General features: G+C 45.5%; 21 protein-coding genes and 5 tRNA genes. 22 read left to right on the top strand and 4 right to left on the bottom strand.

The annotated features are described in order from the left end of the window. Positions 1 to 2: 2 nt before the first annotated feature. From D8S93_RS22935 to D8S93_RS22915, 5 genes are all read left to right on the top strand, one after another. Positions 3 to 78, top strand: a tRNA-Gly gene (locus D8S93_RS22935). Positions 79 to 120: 42 nt separating this feature from the next. Next, positions 121 to 197, top strand: a tRNA-Met gene (locus tag D8S93_RS22930). Between the two features lie 30 nt (positions 198 to 227). Then, positions 228 to 303: transfer RNA gene (locus tag D8S93_RS22925), tRNA-Gly, on the top strand. 36 nt (positions 304 to 339) lie between these two features. Next, positions 340 to 415 (top strand) — tRNA-Gly (locus tag D8S93_RS22920). A gap of 59 nt (positions 416 to 474) precedes the next feature. Continuing rightward, positions 475 to 551, top strand: a tRNA-Met gene (locus D8S93_RS22915). Positions 552 to 1170: 619 nt separating this feature from the next. Here D8S93_RS22915 and queG read toward each other — a convergent pair. Continuing rightward, entirely contained in the window at positions 1171 to 2298 is a 1128-nt protein-coding gene (gene queG / locus D8S93_RS22910) for a tRNA epoxyqueuosine(34) reductase QueG (protein ID WP_104969880.1), read from the bottom strand. 277 nt (positions 2299 to 2575) lie between these two features. Between queG and tsaE the strand changes: the two genes are divergently transcribed. The 8 genes from tsaE to hflC all read left to right on the top strand — a co-directional run bounded on the left by tsaE (position 2576) and on the right by hflC (position 11728). Continuing rightward, entirely contained in the window at positions 2576 to 3040 is a 465-nt protein-coding gene (gene tsaE, locus D8S93_RS22900) for a tRNA (adenosine(37)-N6)-threonylcarbamoyltransferase complex ATPase subunit type 1 TsaE (RefSeq protein WP_005395381.1), read from the top strand. After that, entirely contained in the window at positions 3034 to 4749 is a 1716-nt protein-coding gene (locus tag D8S93_RS22895; RefSeq protein ID WP_152815703.1) for a LysM peptidoglycan-binding domain-containing protein, read from the top strand. Before tsaE ends, D8S93_RS22895 begins: the two co-directional genes overlap by 7 nt. Positions 4750 to 4767: 18 nt before the next feature. After that, a complete protein-coding gene (gene mutL / locus D8S93_RS22890; protein ID WP_152815699.1) occupies positions 4768 to 6780 on the top strand; it encodes a DNA mismatch repair endonuclease MutL in 2013 nt (670 codons plus the stop codon). Continuing rightward, on the top strand, positions 6777 to 7709 hold the full coding sequence (miaA, locus tag D8S93_RS22885; RefSeq protein ID WP_005395375.1) for a tRNA (adenosine(37)-N6)-dimethylallyltransferase MiaA: 933 nt from the start codon (positions 6777 to 6779) through the stop codon (positions 7707 to 7709). The genes mutL and miaA overlap by 4 nt, the downstream gene beginning before the upstream one ends. Before the next feature lie 193 nt (positions 7710 to 7902). Continuing rightward, positions 7903 to 8166 (top strand): RNA chaperone Hfq, encoded by a 264-nt coding sequence (gene hfq, locus D8S93_RS22880; RefSeq protein ID WP_005381379.1) that lies wholly within the window; start codon positions 7903 to 7905, stop codon positions 8164 to 8166. A gap of 38 nt (positions 8167 to 8204) precedes the next feature. Then, positions 8205 to 9494 (top strand): ribosome rescue GTPase HflX, encoded by a 1290-nt coding sequence (gene hflX, locus D8S93_RS22875; protein WP_005381380.1) that lies wholly within the window; start codon positions 8205 to 8207, stop codon positions 9492 to 9494. Positions 9495 to 9539: 45 nt separating this feature from the next. Further along, complete coding sequence (gene hflK / locus D8S93_RS22870; RefSeq protein WP_005395374.1) at positions 9540 to 10745, top strand: FtsH protease activity modulator HflK; 1206 nt, start codon at positions 9540 to 9542, stop codon at positions 10743 to 10745. A 2-nt stretch (positions 10746 to 10747) separates the two neighbouring features. Further along, on the top strand, positions 10748 to 11728 hold the full coding sequence (hflC, locus tag D8S93_RS22865; protein ID WP_005395373.1) for a protease modulator HflC: 981 nt from the start codon (positions 10748 to 10750) through the stop codon (positions 11726 to 11728). Positions 11729 to 11790: 62 nt separating this feature from the next. Here hflC and D8S93_RS22860 read toward each other — a convergent pair whose 3' ends face one another. Continuing rightward, positions 11791 to 11976, bottom strand: a complete 186-nt coding sequence (locus D8S93_RS22860; RefSeq protein ID WP_152815696.1) for a DUF2065 domain-containing protein — start codon at positions 11974 to 11976, stop codon at positions 11791 to 11793. A 172-nt stretch (positions 11977 to 12148) separates the two neighbouring features. Here D8S93_RS22860 and D8S93_RS22855 point away from each other — a divergent pair, with 172 nt between their 5' ends. Then, complete coding sequence (locus tag D8S93_RS22855) at positions 12149 to 13465, top strand: adenylosuccinate synthase (RefSeq protein ID WP_005395372.1); 1317 nt, start codon at positions 12149 to 12151, stop codon at positions 13463 to 13465. Between the two features lie 219 nt (positions 13466 to 13684). After that, positions 13685 to 14320 carry a flagellar protein MotX gene (gene motX, locus D8S93_RS22845; RefSeq protein ID WP_005387944.1) on the top strand — a complete coding sequence of 212 codons (636 nt, stop codon included), beginning with the start codon at positions 13685 to 13687 and terminating at the stop codon, positions 14318 to 14320. Positions 14321 to 14404: 84 nt separating this feature from the next. On the opposite strand, the gene hmpA is transcribed toward motX, so the two are convergent. Beyond that, positions 14405 to 15589, bottom strand: a complete 1185-nt coding sequence (gene hmpA, locus D8S93_RS22840) for an NO-inducible flavohemoprotein (protein ID WP_005395371.1) — start codon at positions 15587 to 15589, stop codon at positions 14405 to 14407. 157 nt (positions 15590 to 15746) lie between these two features. Here hmpA and nsrR point away from each other — a divergent pair, with 157 nt between their 5' ends. From nsrR to trpS, 5 genes are all read left to right on the top strand, one after another. Further along, entirely contained in the window at positions 15747 to 16172 is a 426-nt protein-coding gene (gene nsrR / locus D8S93_RS22835; RefSeq protein ID WP_005387939.1) for a nitric oxide-sensing transcriptional repressor NsrR, read from the top strand. Between the two features lie 115 nt (positions 16173 to 16287). Beyond that, complete coding sequence (gene rnr, locus D8S93_RS22830) at positions 16288 to 18792, top strand: ribonuclease R (protein ID WP_152815689.1); 2505 nt, start codon at positions 16288 to 16290, stop codon at positions 18790 to 18792. Between the two features lie 70 nt (positions 18793 to 18862). Continuing rightward, positions 18863 to 19609 (top strand): 23S rRNA (guanosine(2251)-2'-O)-methyltransferase RlmB, encoded by a 747-nt coding sequence (gene rlmB / locus D8S93_RS22825; RefSeq protein WP_005395369.1) that lies wholly within the window; start codon positions 18863 to 18865, stop codon positions 19607 to 19609. A 99-nt stretch (positions 19610 to 19708) separates the two neighbouring features. Continuing rightward, a complete protein-coding gene (locus tag D8S93_RS22820) occupies positions 19709 to 20395 on the top strand; it encodes a phosphoglycolate phosphatase (RefSeq protein WP_005395368.1) in 687 nt (228 codons plus the stop codon). 115 nt (positions 20396 to 20510) lie between these two features. Then, entirely contained in the window at positions 20511 to 21527 is a 1017-nt protein-coding gene (trpS, locus tag D8S93_RS22815; RefSeq protein ID WP_053807770.1) for a tryptophan--tRNA ligase, read from the top strand. A gap of 55 nt (positions 21528 to 21582) precedes the next feature. Here trpS and D8S93_RS22810 read toward each other — a convergent pair whose 3' ends face one another. Next, positions 21583 to 21957 carry a hypothetical protein gene (locus D8S93_RS22810; RefSeq protein WP_152815685.1) on the bottom strand — a complete coding sequence of 125 codons (375 nt, stop codon included), beginning with the start codon at positions 21955 to 21957 and terminating at the stop codon, positions 21583 to 21585. 546 nt (positions 21958 to 22503) lie between these two features. Between D8S93_RS22810 and D8S93_RS22805 the strand changes: the two genes are divergently transcribed. Further along, positions 22504 to 25458, top strand: coding sequence for an ExeM/NucH family extracellular endonuclease (locus D8S93_RS22805; RefSeq protein ID WP_152815682.1), 2955 nt, complete (start codon positions 22504 to 22506; stop codon positions 25456 to 25458). Positions 25459 to 25633: 175 nt separating this feature from the next. Next, the gene (locus D8S93_RS22800) at positions 25634 to 26221 is read left to right on the top strand and encodes an aminodeoxychorismate/anthranilate synthase component II (RefSeq protein WP_005397690.1); all 588 of its coding nucleotides are present in this window, start codon (positions 25634 to 25636) and stop codon (positions 26219 to 26221) included. The last annotated feature ends 287 nt before the right edge of the window (positions 26222 to 26508 follow it).

Here is a 26508-nt window from a genome sequence, read left to right as displayed (position 1 = left end):
ATGCGACACTAGCTCAGTTGGTAGAGCGCAACCTTGCCAAGGTTGAGGTCACGAGTTCGAACCTCGTGTGTCGCTCCAGTTTCATAGTTCTCACGGTACTTAACGGTGACACAATACGGACGCGGGGTGGAGCAGCTTGGTAGCTCGTCGGGCTCATAACCCGAAGGTCGTCGGTTCAAATCCGGCCCCCGCAACCAAATTCCATTAATAGCGACTGCTGTTAATATGCGACACTAGCTCAGTTGGTAGAGCGCAACCTTGCCAAGGTTGAGGTCACGAGTTCGAACCTCGTGTGTCGCTCCAATATATAGCCCTCATCGTGCTTAACGGTGACGAAATGCGACACTAGCTCAGTTGGTAGAGCGCAACCTTGCCAAGGTTGAGGTCACGAGTTCGAACCTCGTGTGTCGCTCCAGTTTCTTTTTTATAAATGAAAGCAAAGCCTTCATCATCAACAAAGATGAAGCACTCGGACGCGGGGTGGAGCAGCTTGGTAGCTCGTCGGGCTCATAACCCGAAGGTCGTCGGTTCAAATCCGGCCCCCGCAACCAAATACAAGACGATAGATTGAATGCTTATTTATTAGCACAATCCTAAATCGTCGACGGATGCGCCGCTTGATTCAATTCCTGCTTCTCGCAACCAATCACATCGCTCTTTTCATAATGCTGCGAAGCATGAATCCCCAAAAACTAAATTTTATCCGCATCATATGATCTCGGACGATTTCGTTTGTGTTTAAAACACGATATGAATCGGCTGGCGTACAAGCATGATGAGGTTCTGCATGTTTTATCTACTTTAATTAACAGAGTTATCCACATATGTCGTTCTGTGGATAAGTTAGTTGATAAAGTGTTTTTAGCTTGACTTTTTGCGATGGAGAAGAAAGATCTTTTCGCTGAAGGAAAGTCGAAATAATAGCGAAATATTGATTAAGTCTTTGTTAATTAAGAGAAAAATAAGTTTTTTGTCGGATCGGATACGTTAAAATACGATCATTAACTGGTATTTTTTTGATCCTAGTCATTTCTCCAAGCTGTGTTTAACTTTTTTCTGCTAGCTTGTTTTTCTTGAATCTCAAATTTTTTTCCACATTACAAAATTGAGAACAAGGTCATGAATTGAACATGTAAAAGTGCTTTCAATCTCTTGCATATAGACTACGCACTATGCGTCTCTTGGTAGCCCCTTCTCGACGATTCTTATTAAGCGCTGCTTTTTCGTCTCTGTAGATGCTTTATTCTCAATGGGGAGTTGATTCAGTTGCTCGGCCAAAGCCCATTTGATGTGTTCATCAAGTAATTTATTTTCACCTTGTCGACTTTCTAACGCATCAATGACTCGTTGACTGTATTCTGCATTACCAAGTGCGACAGCAATATTACGCAGCCACTGTATATGACCAATGCGACGAATAGCGGAGCCTTCCATATTTTTTAGAAAAGTCGCTTCATCCCAGTTAAACATGTCAACGAGATCCGGGTTTTTGAAACTATCGCGACGATGGAAATCACTCTGCTCCGTTATGTCGGCGTAGCGATTCCATGGGCAAACCAATTGGCAGTCATCACAGCCATAAATGCGGTTACCCATTGGCTTGCGAAACTCTTCAGGGATCACGCCATCGAACTCGATGGTGAGGTAAGAGATGCAGCGTCTAGCATCGACAACTTTGTCTTCAACGATGGCTTGTGTTGGGCATGAGGTAATGCATGCTTTGCATTTACCGCACTGATCAACGCTTGGCTCGTCAACGGGAAGTGGCAAGTCGATAAGTAACTCGCCTAAAAAGAACCACGAGCCACAGTCCTGATCTAAAATCAGGGAATGTTTCCCTGTCCAGCCTAAGCCTGCTTTTTGGGCGAGTGGTCGCTCCAATATTGGTGCGGAGTCGACGAAAGGTCGGTAACCATACTGACCAACTTCTTGTTCAATAAGTTTGCCAAGTTTATTCAGTTGTTTTCTGACGAGCTTGTGATAATCACGCCCTAATGCATAGCGACTAATATAGGCATGATTTTTATTTGCTAGGTTCGAAGCGAATTGTGCTTCTGGTGGTAGGTAGTCCATCCGAACGCTGATCACACGAACGGTTCCCGGGAGTAGCTCATTGGGTCTAGCTCGCATCATACCGTGACGAGCCATCCAGTCCATTGAGCCGTGATAGCCTGCATCGAGCCATTTTTTCAGTGCGGCTTCATGCTCACTCAGATCAACGTCGCAGATCCCAACTTTTTGGAAGCCGAGCTCTTTTCCCCAAATTTTGATTTGTTGTGCGAGTTGTTCGTAGTTCATGCTAACCACCGGAATAAAAGGGGGGCGGATCTTAACGGATCTCTGGCTTTGGTGCTACCCAGTTAGGGACGTTTTTGATGCTGTGAATACTGCTTATTGAAGTCATTTGCATATATTCTAAATCTAGGTCGATACTAAGGTGATTAAGATACCGTTCCTTGGATACTTTTTTCGCACATATGACATTTGAAAGCTTGTCTCTCAAAACCAACACGGTTTACTATTCCTGTTCTTTTGATTTTTATATAGTCAACGATCATTAGTTAGAGAAGCATCAATGAGCACGAAACAATTCAATTTAAAAGATGAGCACGAAACGGTTGCACTCGGTACCGCTCTGGCTCACCTTTGTTCGCAACAAACCACAATTTATCTGCATGGTGATTTGGGTGCAGGTAAAACAACCTTTAGTCGTGGTTTTGTCCGTGCTCTTGGCCATCAAGGTAACGTGAAAAGCCCAACTTATACTCTAGTCGAACCGTATCAGTTGGATCAGTGGCAAGTGTACCATTTCGATCTTTATCGTCTTGCGGATCCTGAAGAGCTTGAGTTCATGGGGATTCGAGATTACTTCACAGATGATGCAATTTGCTTGGTTGAATGGCCTGAAAAAGGGCATGGTTTGTTGCCACAACCGGATCTTGATGTGAACATTCGCTACCAAGGTGAGCAGCGTGTAGCCGAACTAACAGCTAATAATGATTATGGTGTGCAGTTACTCAGTCGATTGGAGCTATGTTGAGTTTTTCAAATTTTAGAGTAGTGGCGACGTTTGTCGCCACTTTTCTCCTTCTCATCCCCAATTTAGCATTTGCTAACGTCGTTAAGAGTTTTCGAGTTTGGCCTTCTCCTGATGAAACGCGTGTTGTCATCGATTTAGGCTCGGAAGCTGACTATTCCTATTTCTCTTTATCCGGACCGGATCGTCTTGTCGTGGATTTAAAAAGCACGACCATGCAGGCCAAACTGCCTGTTACTGTTACGGACAGCCCGGTTTTAAAGCTAGTTCGAAAAAGCTCTCCGCCAGAGAAGGGCACCTATCGTTTGGTGTTTGAACTGAAAAAGAGCGTTCAAGCGGAATTGTTTAAATTAAGCCCAACACCTGGCGGGCAATATGGTCACCGTTTGGTGATTGACCTGCCGCACGGTAAGAAAGCATCGACTTCAGCCTCTAAACCGGGCAAGCCAGCGGCGACCAGTAAAGACATGAGCTCAGTACAACGAGCTCAAGAAGTCTTGATCGTTATCGACCCTGGTCACGGTGGTGAAGATCCTGGCTCTATTGGCCCTTCACGCCGTAAGTATGAAAAAGATGCAGTATTAAGTATTTCACGAAAAATCGCCGCTCAGCTTGATGCTACGCCTGGGATTAAAACGCGTATGACACGTACCGGAGATTACTTTGTGAATCTAAACCGTCGTGTGGCTATTGCCCGTGAAAATGATGCGCACTTACTGATTTCCATTCACGCTGATGCGTTTACCTCACCGAAGCCTCGCGGAGGTTCGGTTTTCGTACTGAATACCCGTCGTGCAAATACTGAAATTGCTCGCTGGGTTGAGAACCATGAGAAACAATCTGAAATATTAGGTGGTTCGGGTAATGCGTTCTTCACTAAAACCAAAGATCGTAACGTGAACCAAACTTTGTTGGACTTGCAGTTTAGTCATTCACAAAAAGAAGGGTATAAGCTAGCAACAGAAATTCTTGGTGAGATGGGGCGTGTTGCGCACCTGCATAACACTAAACCGATTAATACTAGCCTTGCTGTTTTACGCTCTCCTCAGATTCCGTCTGTATTAGTGGAAACGGGCTTTATTTCTAACCCAACAGAAGAGCGGTTGCTGTTTCAACGAGCGCACCAAGATAAGTTAGCTCAGGCGATCACCAAGGCGGTCGTTAAGTACTTAAAAGATAATCCACCAGAGGGTACGGTATTCTCGCCTTCAGCGAAGCCAATGGTGCATACCGTAAAACGTGGCGAGTCGTTATCGGTGATTGCGAATAAATATGGGCTTAGCTCTAAAGCGCTGATGTCGGCAAACAACTTGAAGTCGACTGGGTTGGCAATTGGTCAGAAGCTCAAAATCCCTTCTGCTGGCACGATTAAAGTGCCAAGTAAACCGATTACTGTTGAGACAGAAACCATTATTCACAAGGTTAAGTCAGGTGAGTTCTTAGGTAAGATCGCGAGTCACTATAAAGTGAAGGTTTCAGATATCCGCCGTGAGAACAACCTGAAGTCAGATACCTTGTGGGTAGGACAAAAGTTGAAGATAACAGTCGCTGTCAAAGATAAGCCGATCCGTAAGCACAAAGTTTCTCGAGGTGAATACCTTGGTAAAATAGCGTCCAAATACGGCGTCAGCGTTTCGAGCATACGTAAAGCGAACAACTTACGCTCTGATCAGCTGGCGGTTGGGCAAGTTCTTATCATTCCAAACAAGTAGGTGAGCTTTTAACTCATTATGACGATTAAAATTTTGCCAGCTAGACTTGCAAACCAAATCGCAGCAGGGGAAGTGGTCGAAAGACCAGCCTCTGTGATTAAAGAACTGGTTGAAAATAGTCTTGATTCTGGCGCAACTCGAATCGATATCGATATCGAGAAAGGAGGCGCAAAGCTGATTCGTGTTCGTGATAACGGCAAAGGTATCGCGAAAGATGAACTCGGCTTAGCGCTCAGTCGTCATGCTACATCTAAGATACATACCTTGGATGATCTCGAAGCCATCATGAGTCTAGGTTTTCGTGGTGAAGCGTTAGCCAGTATTAGCTCAGTCTCGCGTTTGACGCTCACATCGCGTCCTGCGGCGCAAGAAGAAGCCTGGAGTGCCTACTCCGAAGGGCGTGATATGCAGGTGAAGCTTAAGCCAGCAGCGCACCCGATTGGCACGTCTGTTGAGGTGTTGGACTTATTTTTTAATACTCCAGCGCGTCGCAAGTTTCTTCGTACGGAGAAAACAGAATTTGCTCATATTGATGAGTTATTGAAACGCATTGCGTTAAGTCGCTTTGATGTTACCATCAATGTGCGTCATAACGGCAAGATCATCCGTCAATATCGCGCGGCGAAAAATCAGCTTCAAACCGAAAAACGTATTGCAGCTGTCTGCGGTAACGCGTTTGTTCGACACATGCTCAGAATAGAGCTTGAGCATCAAGGGTTAAAGCTACATGGGTGGATTACCACACCAGAGGGAGCCAGGCAGCAAAGCGATTTACAATATTGCTATGTGAATGGCCGAATGATGCGTGACAAATTAATCAATCACGCGATTCGTCAAAGCTATGAAATGAGCTTAAAGCCAGATCAGTTTGCTGCGTATGTGCTCTTTATTGAGCTAGATCCGCACCAAGTAGATGTGAATGTTCACCCTGCTAAGCATGAAGTGCGCTTTCACCAAGCTCGCTTAGTGCATGATTTCATCTATCAAGCTTTGGCGGATGCACTTGCGCAAAGCGCCGTGATTGATAAACCACAGGTTAATGAATCCGCATTTCATCGTGTGGAACCGACTGAGTCCGAAGAGGTTGAGCATTCGCCTGAGCCTGAAAAATTGCAAAGGCCGACACCTTCACCAGTTCCAGAGCGTGTTTATCAAGCGATAGAGAGTACACCGGCTTATCCTGGACGCAGTGATTATGAAGTTAAACCTCGCGATCGCAGTCCTAGGGATACTTCCGTGCGAGAAGCTCGCGTTGCGGACTCGTTCAAGCGTACTGATTGGGTGGAATCCAAACCAGCACCAAAGCCGAATCACAATAAAGAGCGCCATGTTGAGCCAGCACCAAGCAAGCAAGAAGTGCGCGCTTATCACGAGTTGTTGAAAACGCCAGAGTTTGAGTCTCAACCCGTAACGCCGATAGAGCCCCAAAAGGCAACTTCGAATGCATCACTTCCATCGATTAATGCATTAGGCAAAGCGCTAGTGATGGTCGATGAGCAATTTGTTTTGATGAGCAGTGACAGTGGGGCGGCGTTAGTCTCGTTACCTAGAGCGGAATTTTATCGTGTAAAAGGGCAGCTCACTCCAAGCGATGGCGCGCTTAAAGCACAACCTCTACTCGTTCCTCTATCTATTAAGTTAGAGGCCGAGTTAGTGAAGCTGGCTCAAGATTATCAACAAGATTTGGCGTTACTTGGCATTCAATTGAAAGCGAGAAATGAGCAAGCCTTAATGGTGATGGGCGTTCCCGCGCCGCTACGTCAACAAAACTTACAAAATCTAGTACCAGATCTGTTATCTTACGCGCAATCTTGTGTGAAGGAAGGTATAGCAACGGCTCAGATGCTGTCTGAGTTGATAGATTGGCTCGCATTGCAGGTCACGACAGTGAAGAGTCATTATACTTTTTCTGAAGCAATTCAAATTATTGCGGAACTTGAACAGCTAAGAGATGGTCAATTGCCATTAGAGGATACAAAATTCGTATCCGCTGTTGATTTCTCTGCCACGATAGCCAAATTAAAACCATGACAGATAAACTACCTTTGGCGCTATTTTTAATGGGGCCAACAGCATCAGGCAAAACTGAGTTGGCGATTCGTCTTCGTCAAAAGTTCCCGGTTGAGATCATCAGTGTTGATTCTGCTTTGATCTATAAAGGGATGGATATCGGTACGGCGAAACCGGATGAAAAAGAGTTAAGTTTAGCGCCTCATCGCTTGATTGATATTTTGGATCCGAGCGAATCTTACTCTGTAGCCGACTTTCGTCGTGATGCATTGAAAGCGATGGATGATATTGTTGCAGAAGGAAAAATTCCACTCTTAGTGGGTGGGACAATGCTGTACTATAAGGCGCTACTTGAAGGTTTATCCCCACTTCCTGCTGCAAATCCTGAAATTCGTCAGCAAATTGAACAAGAAGCATTGACTAAAGGTTGGTCAGTGTTGCACGATGAACTCAAAGAGGTTGATCCTGTGTCAGCTGCGAGAATCCATCCCAATGATCCCCAACGTTTATCTCGGGCATTGGAAGTTTTTCGTATTTCAGGTAAAACTTTGACTGAATTGACTCAAACGAAAGGTGAAAGCCTGCCATACCGAGTCAAGCAGTTTGCAATAGCTCCCAAGGATAGGGCAGAACTTCACCGTCGAATTGAACTTCGTTTCGAAAAGATGATGGAAGCGGGCTTTGAAGAAGAAATGAAAGCGCTACATTCGCGAAAAGATCTTCACCCCGATCTTCCTTCCATACGATGCGTCGGTTACCGACAGATGTGGGAGTATTTAGATGGGGAGTGTACACGTGACGAAGCAGTATTTCGTGGCGTATGCGCGACTCGTCAATTGGCCAAGCGTCAAATCACCTGGTTACGCAGCTGGGATGACTTAACTTGGTTGGATAGCGAGAACATTGAACAGGCATTAGAAACGATGTCGGAAGCAATAGCATCTGATTGACATAGCTGTGTATAATGTGATCGTTTTTGCGTGAACGCACTCTCAAAGGATCTGTTGTTGGCGGTTTTTATACTATGCTGCTAATTACTTAGAGTGCATTTTTGATTCGTTTAGCTCAGATGCAAAAGCAGTATCTTTTGCATTGCACCACTAGCTAAATAATTACAACTACAAATTAAATAAGGAAAATAAAATGGCTAAGGGGCAATCTCTACAAGACCCATTTCTAAACGCGCTACGTCGTGAGCGTATCCCGGTATCTATCTACCTTGTGAATGGTATTAAACTACAAGGTCAGATCGAATCGTTCGATCAATTTGTGATCCTGCTGAAGAATACTGTTAACCAAATGGTGTACAAGCACGCGATCTCAACAGTTGTGCCGGCTCGTCCAGTGAGCCATCACAGCGGTGAACGTCCACAAGGTGAGCGTCCACAAGAGAAATCAGAAGATTAATTCTTCATCGAGTATTTTTAAAATAAGGAGTTGATTGCTTGTTTGACCGTTATGAATCCGGTGAGCGAGCCGTACTTGTTCATATCAACTTCACGCAAGAAGGTGAATGGGAAGATCTGGCTGAGTTCGAAATGCTGGTTTCTTCTGCTGGGGTAGAGGCTCTACAAGTGGTAACTGGTAGTCGTCAATCCCCACACCCGAAATACTATGTCGGAGAGGGTAAGGCCCAAGAGATTGCTACTGCGGTACAGTCGACAGGTGCCGAAATTGTGATTTTTAATCACGCCCTCTCTCCTGCCCAAGAACGTAACCTCGAAGCACTGTGCCAATGTCGAGTTCTCGACCGCACTGGTCTTATTCTCGATATCTTTGCTCAACGAGCTCGAACACACGAAGGTAAGCTACAGGTAGAGCTGGCTCAACTTCGTCATATCTCTACTCGTTTGATTCGTGGTTGGACGCACCTTGAAAGGCAGAAAGGGGGGATTGGTTTACGTGGCCCGGGTGAAACCCAGCTGGAAACCGACCGTCGCTTATTGCGTGACAGAATCAAAGCCATCCTGCGACGCTTAGACAAAGTAGCGAAGCAGCGTGAACAAGGGCGCCGCGCCCGAAATCGAGCTGAAATCCCAACGGTTTCACTCGTGGGTTACACCAACGCGGGTAAGTCGACACTCTTCAACCGTATTACAGAAGCTGGCGTGTATGCCGCTGATCAACTATTTGCTACTTTGGACCCGACTTTACGTAAGATAGAGTTAGCAGATGTTGGGCCTGCCATTTTGGCTGACACGGTTGGTTTTATTCGACATTTGCCTCACGACTTGGTTGCGGCCTTCAAGGCAACCTTGCAGGAAACGCAAGAAGCTGACATTTTGTTACATGTTGTTGATGCCAGTGATGAGCGTTTTCGTGAGAATATTCAAGCTGTTCATGAAGTACTAGAAGAGATCGACGCACATGAAGTGCCGACTCTGGTTGTCATGAACAAAATCGACAATCTAGATTCGCAGAAACCACGTATAGAACGAGACGAGGAAGGCGTACCTCGCGCAGTTTGGGTTTCAGCAATGGATGGGTTGGGCATTGATGTCCTGTTTGAGGCACTGACGGAACGTCTGGCGTCACAAATGGTCGAGCATCAGTTGCGAATTCCTCCACAGTATCAAGGACGATTCCGTAGTACCTTCTTCCAAATGAAGTGTATTCAACGTGAGGAATATGACCAGGATGGTAACTTGTTGATCGATATTCGAATGCAGCAAGTAGATTGGTCTAGACTTGAAAAAAGAGAAGGGGCAGTTTTGACTGGCTTTATAGTCACTTAAAGGACTGCTACAGTATAACGTCATATCAAATGATGGAGCTTTCTAATGGCGTGGAATGAGCCTGGAAATAACAACGGCAACAATGGCCGCGATAATGACCCTTGGGGTAATAATAATCGTGGTGGCCAGCGTCCTGGTGGCCGAGATCAAGGTCCGCCAGATTTAGATGAAGTGTTCAATAAACTGAGTCAAAAACTGGGTGGCAAGTTTGGTAAAAAAGGCGGCGGTGGTTCTCCAATCGGCGGCGGTGGTGGTAGTGCAATTGGCTTTGGCGTGATTGCTCTTATTGCTGTTGCAGTTTGGTTCTTCGCTGGTTTTTACACCATCGGTGAAGCAGAGCGTGGTGTTGTGCTGCGTTTAGGTAAATACGATCGTATCGTAGACCCAGGCCTTAACTGGCGCCCTCGTTTTATTGATGAATACGAAGCGGTAAACGTACAAGCGATTCGTTCACTACGTGCATCTGGTCTAATGCTGACTAAAGATGAAAACGTCGTAACAGTCGCGATGGATGTTCAGTACCGAGTGACTGACCCGTACAAATACTTGTACCGTGTAACCAATGCGGACGATAGCTTGCGTCAAGCAACGGATTCTGCACTACGTGCAGTAATTGGTGATTCATTGATGGATAGCATTCTAACCAGTGGTCGTCAGCAAATTCGTCAAACTACGCAAGAAACACTGAACCAAATCATTGATAGCTATGATATGGGTCTGGTACTTGTTGACGTAAACTTCCAGTCTGCGCGTCCACCAGAGCAAGTGAAAGATGCGTTTGATGATGCAATCGCAGCTCGTGAGGATGAAGAGCGTTTCATCCGTGAAGCAGAAGCATACAAGAACGAAATCTTGCCGAAGGCAACGGGTCGTGCTGAACGTTTGAAGAAAGAAGCACAAGGTTACAATGAGCGTGTCACTAACGAGGCTCTTGGTCAGGTAGCACAGTTCGAAAAACTACTACCAGAATACCAAGCGGCACCAGGTGTAACGCGTGACCGTCTGTACATTGACGCAATGGAAGAGGTGTACTCAAGCACTTCGAAAGTGTTGATTGACTCGGAATCAAGCGGCAATCTTCTGTACCTTCCAATCGATAAGTTGGCGGGCCAAGAAGGTCAGGCAGACACAAAACGTAAATCGAAGTCATCTTCAACCTACGATCAAATTCAACTGGAGTCTGAGCGTACACAAGAAGACACTTCGAACACGCAGTCTCGTTCAACAGGTTCACGTCAAGGGAGATACTAAGAATGCGTAAGTTAATGATCCCTGTATTGGTAATCGCACTGGCATTAATGTTGATGTCTTTGTTTGTGATTCCTGAAGGTGAGCGCGGTATCGTGGTTCGATTTGGTCGTGTTCTTAAAGACAACAACGACATCACTCGAATTTACGAGCCTGGTTTGCATTTCAAGATGCCTCTGTTTGACCGTGTGAAACAACTTGATGCACGTATCCAAACGATGGATGGCCGTGCAGACCGTTTCGTAACGTCTGAGAAAAAAGACGTTATTATTGATACCTACGTGAAGTGGCGTATTGAAGACTTTGGTCGTTACTACCTAGCGACAGGCGGTGGTAATTCGCTAACGGCGGAGGCACTACTTGAGCGTAAAGTAACGGATGTGCTTCGTTCTGAAATCGGTGCTCGTGAAATCAAACAGATTGTATCTGGTCCACGTAACGATGATGTACTACCAGAAGATGCAAGTGCAGATGTTGTCGCAACTGAAGCTGCACGTGAAGCGCTTGAGATTGATGGTGAACGTGACCTAATTATGTCTGAAGTATTGAAAGACACGCGTGAAAGCGCGATGAAAGACTTAGGTGTTCGTGTTGTTGATTTCCGCATGAAGAAAATCAACCTGCCTGATGAAATCAGTGAGTCTATCTACCGTCGTATGCGTGCAGAGCGTGAGTCTGTAGCTCGTAAGCACCGTTCTCAAGGTCGTGAGAAAGCGGAAGTTATTCGTGCTCAAGCTGAGCTAGAAGTGGCAACCATTCTAGCTGAAGCTGATAAGACTGCTCGTGTAACACGAGGTGAAGCGGATGCTGAAGCTGCGAAGATTTATGCTGAAGCATACAACAAAGACCCTGAATTCTTTAGCTTCCTACGTTCGCTACGTGCGTATGAGAAGTCCTTCAGCTCTAAGAGCGATATCCTGGTACTTGATCCGAAGAGTGAGTTCTTCCAATACATGAACCAGTCGAAGGGCGGCATGGAGAAATAATCTCAGCGTCAAATGAAACAAAAGGCTCCTTAGGGAGCCTTTTTTGTATCTGATGCTAAGTGCTAGCTCATCATTATGGCGATTACGGCTCCAGCAACTACTAGGCAGCCACCGATGCGTCGTAGCTGATTGTTGGGCTGTTCACTTAATTGAGCCATCATATTCCGCCAACCGTTTGGAGCAATGAGTGGTCCAATGCCTTCCACGATCAAGACGAGCCCAATCGCCAACCATATGGATTCAGACATACCGCTTTCCAGTCGAATAAAGAAAACTAAATACTATCAGTGATATGCTGATTTCAAAATGAGCAAAGCAGCAAGATGACATTCTGGTAGCAACTCTGTGAACAAAAAATGACTGCAAGAAGCGTGATTCGGTGCTAGAATCCATTTTTAACTAGCAATCAGACTTGGAAAGATGGGAAATAACGTAGTCGTTCTAGGCACCCAATGGGGTGACGAAGGTAAAGGTAAAATCGTAGACCTTTTAACTGAAGATGCAAAATACGTGGTACGCTACCAAGGCGGTCACAACGCAGGTCATACTCTCGTAATTGACGGTGAAAAAACCGTTCTTCACTTAATTCCATCAGGTATCCTTCGCGATAACGTAAAATGTGTTATCGGTAACGGTGTTGTACTATCACCTGAAGCTCTACTTAAAGAAATGAAACCTCTTGAAGAGCGCGGTATTCCAGTACGCGAGCGTCTTTTCATTTCTGAAGCATGTCCGCTAATTCTTCCTTACCACGTTGCAATGGACCAAGCTCGCGAAATCGCTCGCGGTAAAAAAGCTATCGGTACAACAGGTCGTGGTATCGGTCCAGCATACGAAGATAAAGTTGCTCGTCGCGGTCTACGCGTTGGCGACCTATTCGATATGGAATCGTTCGCTGAGAAGCTAAAAGAAGTCATGGAGTTCCATAACTTCCAACTCGTTAACTTCTACAAAGCTGAACCAGTAAGCTACGAAGCTGTGCTTGAAGAAGCAAAAGGCTACGCAGAGCTACTTACTTCAATGGTTATCGACGTAACTGACGAACTAGACGCAGCACGTAAGCGCGGCGATAAGATCATGTTCGAAGGTGCACAAGGTACGCTACTTGATATCGACCACGGTACTTACCCATACGTAACGTCTTCTAACACGACTGCTGGTGGTGTTGCTGCAGGTTCAGGTTTTGGTCCTCGTCACATCGGTTACATCTTGGGTATCGCGAAAGCGTACTGTACTCGCGTTGGTGCAGGTCCATTCCCGACTGAACTATACGACGGTCTAGATAAGCAAGATCCAATTGGTAAGCATTTAGGTGAAGTTGGCCACGAGTTCGGTGCGACAACTGGTCGTCTACGTCGTACTGGTTGGTTCGATGCTGTTGCTATGCGTCGTGCAATCCAAATCAACTCTGTATCTGGTTTCTGTCTAACTAAATTAGACGTACTAGATGGTCTAGAAGAGCTAAAAATCTGTACTGGTTACAAGATGGAAGATGGCTCTGTGCTAGAAGTTTCTCCGATGGCTGCTGAAGCATTCGAAAAAGCAACGCCAATCTACGAAACAATGCCAGGTTGGTCTGAGAACACATTCGGTGCTAAAGCGCTAGAAGATCTACCACAAGCGGCTCTTAACTACATCAAACGTATTGAAGAGCTAACAGGTGTGCCTGTAGATATCATTTCAACAGGTCCTGACCGTAACGAAACTATCATTAAGGTTCATCCATTCGAAGCTTAATTGATAGTCGTTAAAGATTGCAAAAGCCGACCTTCTGGTCGGCTTTTTTGTATCTGAACAAAAAACGGCAGTGATTCTCATATGGCAAATTTTTGCCGCTGAGTCTAAGTCAGAGGCAAAAATTGTCTAAAGCTTAACTGGCTTTTGCCGATAAGGTTATCAAGCAGAGGAGATCCTTCATCGATCTTTGGTTTCTTAGATACCTTAAAGAGTACGTTTATGAAGTTACGAACAGTGGCTGCTTCACTGTTATTGACCTTGGTAGCTACCACAGCGAAAGCCAATGTTGCTGATGTGGGGGCGCCAGTTCCTATCTACACCGAAGCAGAGCTGATAAAGCTTATTGAGCAAAATAAGCACTTACAACGTGTGCGCGCTGATAACTGCCAGCTGGTGGAGGATATCGTTGCTCGTGCGACTCGAATTAACTTGCCCGCTTATGAATTTCTGTACGGCGACATGTTGGCGTGGGGTGTGTGTGTCGAGCAAGATGTCGAACTGGGCCTTTACTACATCGAAAATGCAGCACATCAGGGATTACCTGCCGCGCTAGAGCAGATTGGCCGATACTATTCGCGTGGCACTTTAGTGCAGCAAGATAAAGAACGAGCAATTCCTTACTTGCGAGAAGCCGCCTCAATGGGAAACCTAAATGCGCGTATTCATTTAGCCGAATTGCTCCTGCGTGATTACGGCAGCCCACTTGATTACGAAGATGCGTATCGTTGGTTATATAACTCTGTCACAGCAGATAAGCGGCAGCATAAGCGTATCACTGTATTGAGAAATGGCCTTGAGCAGCGCATGCCACAAAACGTTATTGCTCGAGCCAAACGGCGAGACACCTTTTGGTAACCTCCTATCAAGGCAAACAACTTCATACAACAAAGCCCACATAATGTGGGCTTTGTTGTTTTCCCGAAGAGTAATCTTGAGCGATTAAACGACTTTGTGTGGACCGAAGCATTCGTAATGGAATTGCTCTTGTGGTACGCCAAGTTCTAATAGTTGTTTCGCTACGTGCTGCATGAACCCGACAGGGCCACAGAAGTACACCTGCACGTTATCTTGCTTTAATGCGGCTTCAATTTCATACAGATTGACAAAACCCGTGAAGTGGAAGTCTTCACCTAGTTTGTCTTCTGCCGTTGGGTGGTTATACCAAACGAGCGCGTTCATGTTTTCTTTCGCCGCGACTAGTTGGTTCACGTGTTGCTTGAAAGCATGCTGTTGACCATTTTCTGTTGCATGAACCCAAGTTACAGGTGCTTGATGTGCTGAGAGACTTTCTAGCATGGACAGCGTTGGCGTCAGTCCTACACCTGCAGAAATTAGAACAACGGGTGTTTGTGGTTCGGCATCCATAAAGAAATCACCGGCAGGGGCGGCAAGCTGCACTTTTTCGCCAATGTTCAGGCTATCGTGCAGGAAGTTCGATACTTTTCCGCCTTCTTCGCGTTTTACCGAGATACGGTAAGTGTTCTCTTGAACCGCAGAGGATAGGCTGTATTGGCGAATTTCTTGGTTTTCTAACTGGTCACTGTTGATATAGATGCCAAGATATTGTCCCGGTTTATACGGTGCCACTTTTTGGCCATCGGTTGGCTTGAACACAAAGCTGCAAATGTGTTCGCTCTCTATTTGTTTATCAACTAACTCAAATTCGCGTAGACCGCGCCAGCCGCCTTCCAAAGCTTCATTTTGTTGGTAAATTTGTTCTTCGCGCTGAATAAATACATTCGCAAGTACGCCGTAAGCCTCAGCCCAAGCATCCAACACTTCCTGACCTGGATTAAAAAGCTCATCGATTGTCGCAAGTAAATGTTTACCAACGATTTGGTACTGATCTTCTGTGATCAAAAAGCTCGTGTGTTTATGCGCAATTTTTTCTACTGCGCCAAGTAGGGCTGGCAAATTTTCAATATTGGCAGCATAGGCGCAGATGGCGTTGAATAGCGCTTCACGCTGATCGCCGTTGCGCTGGTTACTCATATTAAAAATATCTTTCAACTCTGGGTTATGAGTAAACATACGTTCGTAAAAGTGCGCGGTCAGTTTTGGTCCCGTTTCGGCGATAAGTGGTGCGGTCGCTTTGACGATCTCGATGGTTTGATTGCTGAGCATAAGGGCTTCCTACTTTAAGTTGTATTTATAATGCATGTTTAAAGTTGTATCTCAAATGTATCTTTCGATCAAGAAAAGATTTACACTTTTATCGATAGCTCAAGTTTGGCGTTTTAGTGTCACCAGCGAGTTATTGAGTCGCACTTTGGGAGAGAATATGCAGTTAACGAGTTTTACTGATTATGCGTTGAGAACCTTAATTTTCTTGGCTTCGTTGCCGGAAGATGAGTTAACTAATATCACTGAAGTGACGGATTTATTTGGTGTGTCACGTAACCATATGGTCAAAGTTATCAACCGTTTAGGGCAACTAGGTTATGTCCACACCGTGCGTGGAAAAAACGGTGGTATTCGGCTGATGAAACCTGCTTCTGAAATCACAGTAGGTGGTGTCGTGCGAGATTTAGAGCCGTTAGATTTGGTCAATTGCGGCGTAGATTTTTGCCATATTACCCCTGCCTGTCGCCTCAAAGATAAATTGGCAAAAGCAAAAAGTGCCTTCTTGGCGGAGCTGGATGATTGCACGATCGAATCCTTGCTGAGCGACAATTCTGAGTTGTTGATCTTACTGGCTCGTCCTTAACTCATTTGCACGTCTAGAGTCGATCTCGATCATTCTTTTTTCAAAGCAATTCTGTAGCTTATCGAGAGACTCAGATATACTAGCCATATACCTTCCTTGCTAGATAGGCGTGCCTATGTCAGACAATATTCCAAACGATCCTTTTGCAGATCGTGAATCCAAAAATTACGAAAATCCAATTCCAAGCCGAGAGTTTATCATCGAGTTTCTAGAGCAAGCGGGCGTTCCAATGAATCGCAATGACTTGTTTGAGGCACTAAAGCTTGAGGGCGAAGAGCAATACGAAGGGTTGCGTCGTCGGCTACGTGCGATGGAGCGAGATGGTCAACTGGTGTTTACCCGCCGTCAGTGCTACGCATTGCCTGAAAAACTTGAAATGGTGAAAGGTTACGTGATTGGTCATCGTGATGGCCACGGTTGGGTGCGTCCAGAAGGCAGCGTCGGCAAGGATGATGATATTCTGTTACCGCACCATCAAATGAAGAACATCATCCACGGTGACTTTGTTTTAGTGCAACCTACAGACAACAGCAAGCGCGGTCGTCGTGAAGGGCGCTTGGTTCGAGTGTTAGAGGAGCGTAATGATCAAATCGTCGGTCGTTTCTTCCTCGAATATGGTTATTCCTATGTTGTCCCTGATGACTCGCGTATCAGCCAAGATATTCTGATCCCAAATGAGCACAAAGCGGGTGCACGCATGGGTAACGTGGTCGTGATTGAAATTACTGATCGTGGCTCACGCTCACGTGGCATGATGGGTAAAGTGGTTGAAGTCCTTGGTGAAAATATGGCACCAGGTATGGAAACGCAAATTGCGATTCGTACACACCAAATTCCTCACGAGTGGCCAGAGGCCGTCGATAAACAAATCGAAAACTTAGGCGAAGAAGTACCAGAAGAAGCCAAAGTTGGTCGTGTGGATTTACGTGAGTTACCACTTGTGACCATTGACGGCGAAGACGCACGAGACTTTGATGATGCTGTTTACTGTGAGAAGAACAAAGAAGGTGGTTGGCGTTTATGGGTAGCGATTGCTGACGTCAGTTACTACGTTCGTCCTGACTCTGCGCTGGATAAAGAAGCCATCAACCGTGGTAACTCGGTGTACTTCCCATCGCAAGTAGTGCCAATGCTACCGGAAGTGCTATCAAATGGTTTGTGTTCACTTAACCCACAAGTTGATCGCTTGTGTATGGTGTGCGAAATGACCATCTCAGAGACGGGTAAACTATCGGGCTACAAGCACTACGAGGCGGTGATGAACTCGCACGCTCGTCTCACATATAGCAAAGTGAGCGCGATTCTAGAAGGGGATGAAGAACTACGTGAGCGCTACCAGCCGCTTGTTTCTCATCTAGAAGAGCTGCATAAGATGTACAAAGTGCTGAAAGAAGCACGAGATCAACGCGGTGCAATCGAATTTGAAACCGTTGAAACCAAATTTATCTTCAATGCGGAACGTAAAATCGAAAGCATTGAGCCAGTGATTCGTAATGACGCGCACAAGATCATCGAAGAATGTATGATTTTAGCCAACATTGCTTCGGCATCGCTGGTAGAAAAAGCGAAAGAGCCTGCGCTCTATCGTATCCACGAATCTCCAGGTGAATTACGCCTGCAAGGTTTCCGTGACTTCTTAAGTGAACTTGGTCTTGAGCTAAAAGGTGGTCTAGAGCCTTCACCAACGGACTATGCTGATCTCGCACGTCAAATCTCTGGGCGTCAAGATCAAGAGTTGATTCAAACCATGCTGCTGCGCTCAATGAAGCAAGCGGTATACAACGCAGATAACGCGGGGCACTTTGGATTGGCACTGAAACGCTATGCGCACTTTACGTCGCCAATTCGTCGTTACCCTGACCTGTTACTTCACCGTGCAATCAAGTATCTGATTGCGAAAGAAGAAGGTCGTAATCAAGATCGCTGGACACCAACGGGTGGCTACCATTACTCGTTCGATGATATGGACTTTTACGGTGAACAATGTTCGATGACAGAGCGCCGTGCGGACGATGCAACACGTGATGTTGCGGATTGGTTGAAGTGTGAATACATGCAAGATCACGTCGGTGACGAACTAGACGGCGTGATTGCTAATGTCACTAGCTTTGGCTTCTTTGTACGTTTAACGGATTTGCACATCGATGGTTTGGTGCATATTTCTACCCTTGCGAACGACTACTATCAATTTGACCCGATTGGTCAACGACTTATTGGTGAAAGTTTCGGTAACATCTATCGCTTAGGTGATGCAGTAAAAGTAAAAGTACTGGCTGTTAACCTCGATGATAAGCAAATTGACTTTGAATTGGTCGAAACAAGTCGTAAGCTACGCGGTGAAGGTAAGACTGCGAAGAAACGCGCAGCGGAAGCAAAACGCAAAGCGAAAGATAAAAAACGCGCTGCGACTCGCTCTTCATCGAAAGAAGGTGGCGCGCCTCGCGCAGTTCCTGCGATAGAGCCAACTAAGCGTCCAGAAGAAACGGGCGCAGTGAGTAAGCGCAATGGCCCCAAACGTGATGACGCCGAAGGCAAAAAGAAGCCTAAAGTGAAAAAAGCACGTAAAAAAAAGCCACACAGTAAGCCGAAGAAAACCAAGCGCCCTAAAAAAGAAGCGTAGTAGGCTGAAGCGCCAGCTCAGTTCAAACTCGGCTGGCGCAGGCAATACGACCCGAACAACAGGTTAAACAATGAGTAACGAATTTATCTACGGCATTCACGCAGTGAAAGCGGTATTGGAGCGCGAACCAGAGCGTTTTATCGAGGCATACGTTTTAAAAGGTCGTCAAGATGATCGCCTAATGCCAATCCTAAATGATCTTCAGGTTTGTGGTGTCTCTATTCAACAAATGACGCGTAAAACTCTGGATGATAAAGCGCGTGGTGCAAATCACCAAGGTATCATTGCTCGCGTAAAACCAGCAAAACAACTGAACGAGAACGACATTGATGACATCTTAGCGCAGCATGAATCACCGCTACTGTTAGTGCTGGATGGTGTGACGGACCCGCACAACCTTGGTGCGTGTTTGCGTAACGCAGATGCGGCAGGCGCTGCGGCGATCATCGTACCGAAAGATCGTTCTGCACCAATGAATGCAACGGTAAGTAAAGTAGCATGTGGCGCTGCAGAGGTTGTACCTTTGATTCGTGTAACCAACCTTGCACGTACAATGCGTACGCTACAGGAAAAAGGGATTTGGTTTGTGGGTACGGCTGGTGAAGCTACGCACGACATTTATCAAGCTAAGCTTACTGGTCCTCTTGCTATCGTGATGGGTGCTGAAGGTGATGGTATGCGTCGTCTTACTCGCGAAACCTGCGATGATTTAATTAAGATCCCTATGGCAGGCAGTGTATCAAGCTTGAACGTATCAGTGGCTTCTGGTATCTGTTTGTTTGAAGCGGTTCGTCAGCGTTTGGCTGCCCAAAAATAAGGCGAGCACACTAAGCGTCGCTGAGTGTGACACTGAGTGACATCAAGATTAAGCACACAGGATGGGGAACCATCCTGTGTTATTTTAGCTAGGGAATTTATGACCCAACAAGACATTAAATTGATTGCTTTTGATCTGGATGGAACACTGCTTGATAGCGTGCCAGATCTTGCCGTAGCGGCCGATCAAGCAGTTCAGGCGTTAGGCTATCCTTCTGTATCAGAAGAGCAGGTGCGTGATTACGTTGGTAATGGTGCAGATATATTGATTGGACGTGCATTAAGCCAAAGCATGACCATCAGCAGTGATTTGAGTGATGAGCTGCGTGCTAAAGCGCGTGAGCTGTTTGATGAATACTACAAGCAAAGCGGCCATAAGCTAAGTCACCTTTACCCAACAGTAAAAGAGACGCTTGAAGAGCTACACCAAGCTGGTTTTACGATGGCGATTGTGACGAACAAGCCCTCGAAATTCGTACCAGAAATTCTAGAGCAGCATGACATCGCCAAGTACTTCGTAGACGTATTAGGTGGTGACGCGTTTCCAGAGAAAAAACCAAACCCGGTGGCGCTGAACTGGCTAATGGAAAAGCACCAGGTAAAACCAGCAGAGATGCTGATGGTTGGGGATTCGAAAAACGATATCTTGGCGGCGAAAAATGCGGGTTGTGCTTCATTTGGTTTAACTTACGGTTATAACCACGGCGAGCCCATTTCAGCTTCGAACCCTGACGTAGTGGCGAACCGCCTCGCGGAATTACTGGAAGTCGTCGCTGTTTCTGCATAACGGCAACAAAAGATCTTCCAAAATACTTGTTAATGAGTACACTGAGTAAACCGTGCGCTAAAAGCCGCACGGTTTTTCATTTTAATTAGATTAAGAAGTCAAAGGAATCATTCTAATGAGCAAACCCATTGTATTGAGTGGTGTTCAACCGTCAGGTGAACTAAGTATCGGTAACTACTTGGGTGCTCTACGTCAATGGCAGCAGATGCAAGACGATTATGATTGCCAATACTGTGTAGTAGACCTTCATGCGATTACGGTTCGTCAGGATCCTAAAGCACTGCATGAAGCGACATTAGATGCACTGGCAATTTGTCTGGCAGTTGGTGTTGATCCGAAGAAGAGCACGCTATTTGTTCAGTCACACGTACCAGAGCATGCTCAACTTGGTTGGCTTCTTAACTGTTACACGCAAATGGGTGAGCTGAGCCGTATGACTCAGTTTAAAGACAAATCGGCACGTTACGCGAATGACGTAAACGTGGGGCTGTTTGATTACCCTGTGTTGATGGCAGCAGATATTTTGCTTTACGGCGCACACCAAGTGCCAGTTGGTAGCGACCAGAAACAGCATCTTGAGTTAGCACGTGATATCGCAACGCGTTTTAACAACATCTACTCACCAGAGAGTCCGATTTTTACCGTTCCTGAGCCGTACATTCCAACAGTCAATGCACGTGTGATGAGTCTTCAAGACGCGACGAAGAAAATGTCGAAGTCAGATGATAACCGTAAGAACGTGATTACTCTGCTTGAAGAGCCAAAGTCGATCATCAAGAAGATCAACAAGGCGCAAACAGACACCGAAACCCCACCAAGCATTCGCCATGATATCGAGAACAAAGCGGGTATCGCGAACCTAATGGGACTTTACTCTGCGGCGACAGGAATGAGCTTTGAAGAGATCGAAGCCAAGTACAAAGGCGTAGAAATGTATGGTCCATTTAAGAAAGATGTTGGCGAGGCCGTTGTAGCAATGCTGGAGCCAATTCAAGCAGAATACCATCGTATTCGCGCTGATCGTGCTTACATGGATGAGGTAATGCAGCAAGGTGCAGAAAAAGCATCGGCTCGCGCTGCTGAAACGCTGAAGAAAGCATACAAAGCGGTAGGCTTTGTCGCTCGCCCGTAGTCGCTAAGAATAGATTACAAAAAGCTCCACGTTGGTGGAGCTTTTTTTATGCTTTTTACTGGAATGGCGTGTCTTTCATGCAACGTTCCATATCGTAATATTCAACACGTCCTCGAGCTCCTAAAAAGGCGGACCTCACCACCATGCCTCTATCAATGAAGTAACTGAGCTGCACGCATGATATATCGTAGCTAAGTTCTTTAATTCTCGCTGGGATCCAGTAGGTTCCTGGTGTTCTTAGACGCTGGGTAAAAGTAATAACACCCTCGTCACTGACCTCTAACTCTTCAATTCCATCCAGCTCATTTTGGGCTGATTCGATGATGTTTTGATTCGCGGTAGGTTGAAGCGGCTCACTGGCGGTCAATTGACATCCCGTTATCAAGCCAAGTAAGAAGAGAGCTAGCGCACTGCGTTGAATTTTTTTCATTTATCGTTCCTGGGTTTACAGCTAATGAGATCTTAATGTCTCGCGCAGGTGTTATATATTTTGTGTATGAATTTGGCTAGTGAATAAGGAGAAGTTATTGAGCAAATGATGAAAATTTTGAAGTATGAGGGTCATGCGTAAGAAAAAGCCGAGCGAATAATAGGTGACTTAAGTTTAGACATGGCTATAAAAGTGAAAATCAAAGCTTTCTAAATTAGTGATTAATTATATTTTCATTTATAACAAAGTGAGCTTGGTTAATAAGCCACTTCACGAGCGATGTATTTTCTACTCCTTAACATGAAGTGAAAAAACAAACTGAGTAATTAATCTAAATTTTGATTTGTTTATCAATAGCGTTCTGTATTTATTACAAAAAATGTTTGAATGGGATGTTCTGGCATATTTTCTTACATTCACATGTGATTCATTTCACGGCTTTAATTGCTCATTCTTATTTATTTCATAAATAAACCTGATAGTAGACGCAAATGGTAGGCTCTGATCAGAGCTAAGTTTGCATTTACATAAATATCAGGTATGACAATGGACACGTTAATCAAACCCTCAATACTCGCACTAACCATCGCCAGTGCACTTAGCGCAAACGCGAACGCAGAGATTATTATTTCCCAGTATGTGGAAGGCGGCGCTTATAATAAAGCGGTCGAGATCGCCAATACAGGTGATACTGCGGTGACACTCACAGGCTATGAATTAGCAAAATCTTCGAATGGTGGCGGCTCGTGGGGCAGCACTCTTGATCTTAGTGACGTAACGTTACAAGCGAAGCAAGTGTATGTGCTTGCTCATGGCGATGCGAGCGAAGCAATAAAGGCGGTTGCGGATTACACTGATAAAAATGTAGCGAACTTTAACGGCGACGATCCGTTGGCACTTCTTAAAGATGGGGAAGTGCACGATATATTAGGTGTGATGGGGGACGTGGATTTCGCTAAAGACACCACGTTAGTTCGTAACAGTGATGCGCTTACACCTTCAACTACCTACCAATCCACTCAGTGGACAGCCTTACCTAAAGATAATATTGATGGTTTAGGAGAATTAAATACAACTGAGCCACCTGCGCCATTTGCTTGTGAAGTAGATGGACAAGAACCAGCCTTTACCACCATCCAAGAGATTCAAGGTGAAGGTGCTTCTTCTCCATTTATTGATGGCTACCCTTACATCACGACCGAAGATCACTTCGTAACTGGTGTGGTCAGTGCTGTAACAACAGGCTTAACTAAAGGCTTCTACCTGCAAGCACTTGAGAATGATGGCAACGACAAGACATCTGAAGGTTTGTTTATTCACACCGATGTTGCCGATACAGAGCTGAAAGCTGGTGATGTTGTTTGTGTGAAAGGGAAAGTACAAGAGTACTACAGCAACACTCAGCTTTCTTCTGATGCTAACAGTTATGTAAAAACAGGCACATCAAACGCCTCTTTGGTTACTCCGTTAACGATTAAGGAAGGGGAAACACTACGTGATGCACTAGAGCGTCATGAAGGTATGCAAGTTGAGCTCAGCTCGGCTAGCGAACTTTTCGTTACTCGTAACTTTTCTTACGATTATGACTCTCGACGCAACAACATGATGTTGTCTCGTGAAGCACCGTTGTTTAAGCCGACTCAATTGCATGCAGCAGAGAGTGACGCTGCGGTTACCCTTGCCAAAGAGAATGCGGCCAACCGTATTTACTTGGAATCGGATAGCAAAGCGCCAAATGGTCAAATCCCATATTTCCCAACGTTTGCACAAGATCTTGACCAAAATGGCTCTTCAGAGCAGCACATTCGCCTAGGCTCTCGTGTCGAAGGCCTGCAAGGTGTCGTGACTTACAGCTACAACGAGTACCGCCTAATTGCGACCAATGAAGTTGATAGCAGCAACTTTGTCACGTCAGGTGATGACTTTGACGTTGCGCGTAAAGCGGCGCCAGCCATTGCCGATTCTGATTTACGCGTGGCGAGCTTTAACGTTCTTAACTACTTCACTTCGGTTGCTGACAGCGGTCACGACAACCCAACCGGGCAAAATCGTGGCGCGACAAACCTTGATGAGTTCTTGATCCAGCAAGCGAAAATCGTTTCAGCGATGAATAAGATGGACGCGGACATCATTGGCTTGATGGAAGTGGAAAACAACGGCTTTGGTGATGGCAGTGCTATCCAAAACTTGGTTGATGCTTTAAACGCTGAGATTGATGACGTGGAAGATCATTACACGTATGTCGAAATCGAAGAGCAAGACAAATACCAAGAGGAATACTTTGGCAGTGATGCGATCATGGTGGCGATCTTATATCGTGCTAACGCAGTAACGCCAAAAGACGCTGCAAAAGTGATCATCACGCCAGAGCAGCACATTGCAGAAAACACAATTACTCGTAAAGAGGGCACAGAAAGTAACCCTGCTTACGACAAATATCAACGCCATAGCTTATTACAGACCTTTACAGTGAAAGAGACTGGCGAAGATCTTTCAGTGGTCGTGAACCACTTTAAATCGAAAGGTTCTGAATGTATTGAAGAGTGGATTGCTGGTGTAGAAGACTCAGAACCCGCGGATCTGCAAGGCAACTGCAACAACTTCCGTGTTTCTGCTGCGAGAGTCGTTGGTGAAGCGCTGAAAGATATTGATGGCGATGTGCTCGTTATGGGCGATTTGAACGCTTACGGCAAAGAAGATCCGTTACTGACCCTCACTGATTACTCACAAGAGAAATACGGCCGTGATATCTACACTGCCGCTTACACAACTATTGGTGGCGGTGAGCTTCAAGTAGAGAAAACCAAGATTGAAAAAGGCTACGGTCTGCACAATTTAAACACCTTGCTGCATGGCGCTGATACGTTCTCGTACACCTATTCAGGTGAGTTGGGGAACTTGGACCATGCATTGGCAAGCAGCAGTTTAGCGCAAAAAGTGGTGGCGATTGAAGATTGGCACATCAACTCCCTAGAAAGTAACTTGTTTGAATACAGCAGCAAATACACGGGTGACATGCCGAAGTACAAAGATGCGTTCTCAGCGTCTGATCATGATCCAGTGATTATTGCTATTGATTTGCCAGATGATGATATCGATTTACCGAAAGCGGGTGAAAACTTAGCTATTGATGTACGTCTACCACCAACTGCGGTTGCGGGCGATATTGTGACAGTGAACTTAACAGCATCCACACAAGCGGCCGCGACAAGCAGTGATGCAAAAGTTTACTCGGCTAGCCAAACCTTGACTCAAACTGACATTGACGCACGCAGCGTGAATATTGAGTTTGAACAAGCGCCAGAACAAGGTAATTACCAGTTAGAAGAGAAAGTGACAGACTCGACAGGCAACGTCGTTAAGTTTAGCTCTGTTCGTGATGTCTCAATGACGCAAACTGAAACGGGTGCAGAAGGTTCGAAGGACTCAGATGGTGGTTCGTTTGGTTTTGGCGCGCTACTCGCGATGCTTGGACTTGGCTTACTACGTCGCCGCAACTAAGCCTTTATCTCCTAAAATACAGCTGTAAAGACCAAAGGCCAGCCGATGCTGGCCTTTTTATTGCACAAAGACTTGCCTTTCTAGTTTGGTGTTGCAAAATACCGCCCTTAATTGTCGCAAACCAGACAATCATCTCTTAAGTCTTGCCTAAACGGATTGGAGCAGCTGACACTCTATGTTGTTGATCATCGATAACTACGATTCTTTCACTTACAACCTCTACCAATACTTTTGCGAGCTTGGCGCTAGTGTAAAAGTCGTGCGTAACGATGAAATCGACATTCAAGGGATTGAAGCGTTGAACCCAACTCACTTGGTGATCTCACCTGGACCGTGTACGCCAAACGAGGCAGGTATCTCTCTACAAGCTATCGAATACTTCGCTGGTAAGCTTCCAATATTGGGTGTTTGCCTTGGTCATCAAGCGATAGCGCAAGTGTTTGGTGGGGAAGTCGTGCGCGCCCGACAAGTGATGCATGGGAAAACGTCACCTATTCGTCACAATGGTCGCAGTGTGTTTAAAAACCTGAATAACCCACTCACCGTAACCCGTTATCACTCTCTCGTGGTGAAAAACGGTACGTTACCCGATGTGTTTGAACTGACCGCATGGACTGAGCTGCCGGATGGAAGTATGGACGAAATCATGGGTTACCAACATAAAACTCTGCCAATTGACGCAGTGCAGTTTCACCCAGAATCGATCAAAACAGAGCAAGGTCACGAGTTGCTCGCGAACTTTTTAGCACGTAAAGCGATCTGATCGCGATCACTTTTCTTAACAAATCATTCATCTTTTTGCCGAGGTGAGTGGATTGCAAAACTATGCGGTTCATTCTGGCCTCTTTGTCTATTCATGTCTTTTTAAACCTTCTATCCCCTGTATTACATAACATTTATAAAAAATCGCTTCTCTATTTTACTTTCTTGATGCATAAATAGTCATAAGCAGTGATTAATGGAAGTTGCTTTCGAGAACGAAAAGAATAAATCACTATTGAAATGGTTAATTAAATGTAAATACAATGCCGCAATAGCTTAAATGCAAAA

Source organism: Vibrio sp. VGrn 2 (assembly GCF_009361695.1).
Taxonomy (GTDB): domain Bacteria; phylum Pseudomonadota; class Gammaproteobacteria; order Enterobacterales; family Vibrionaceae; genus Vibrio; species Vibrio diabolicus.
This window is presented reverse-complemented; position numbering and strand designations above follow the sequence as displayed.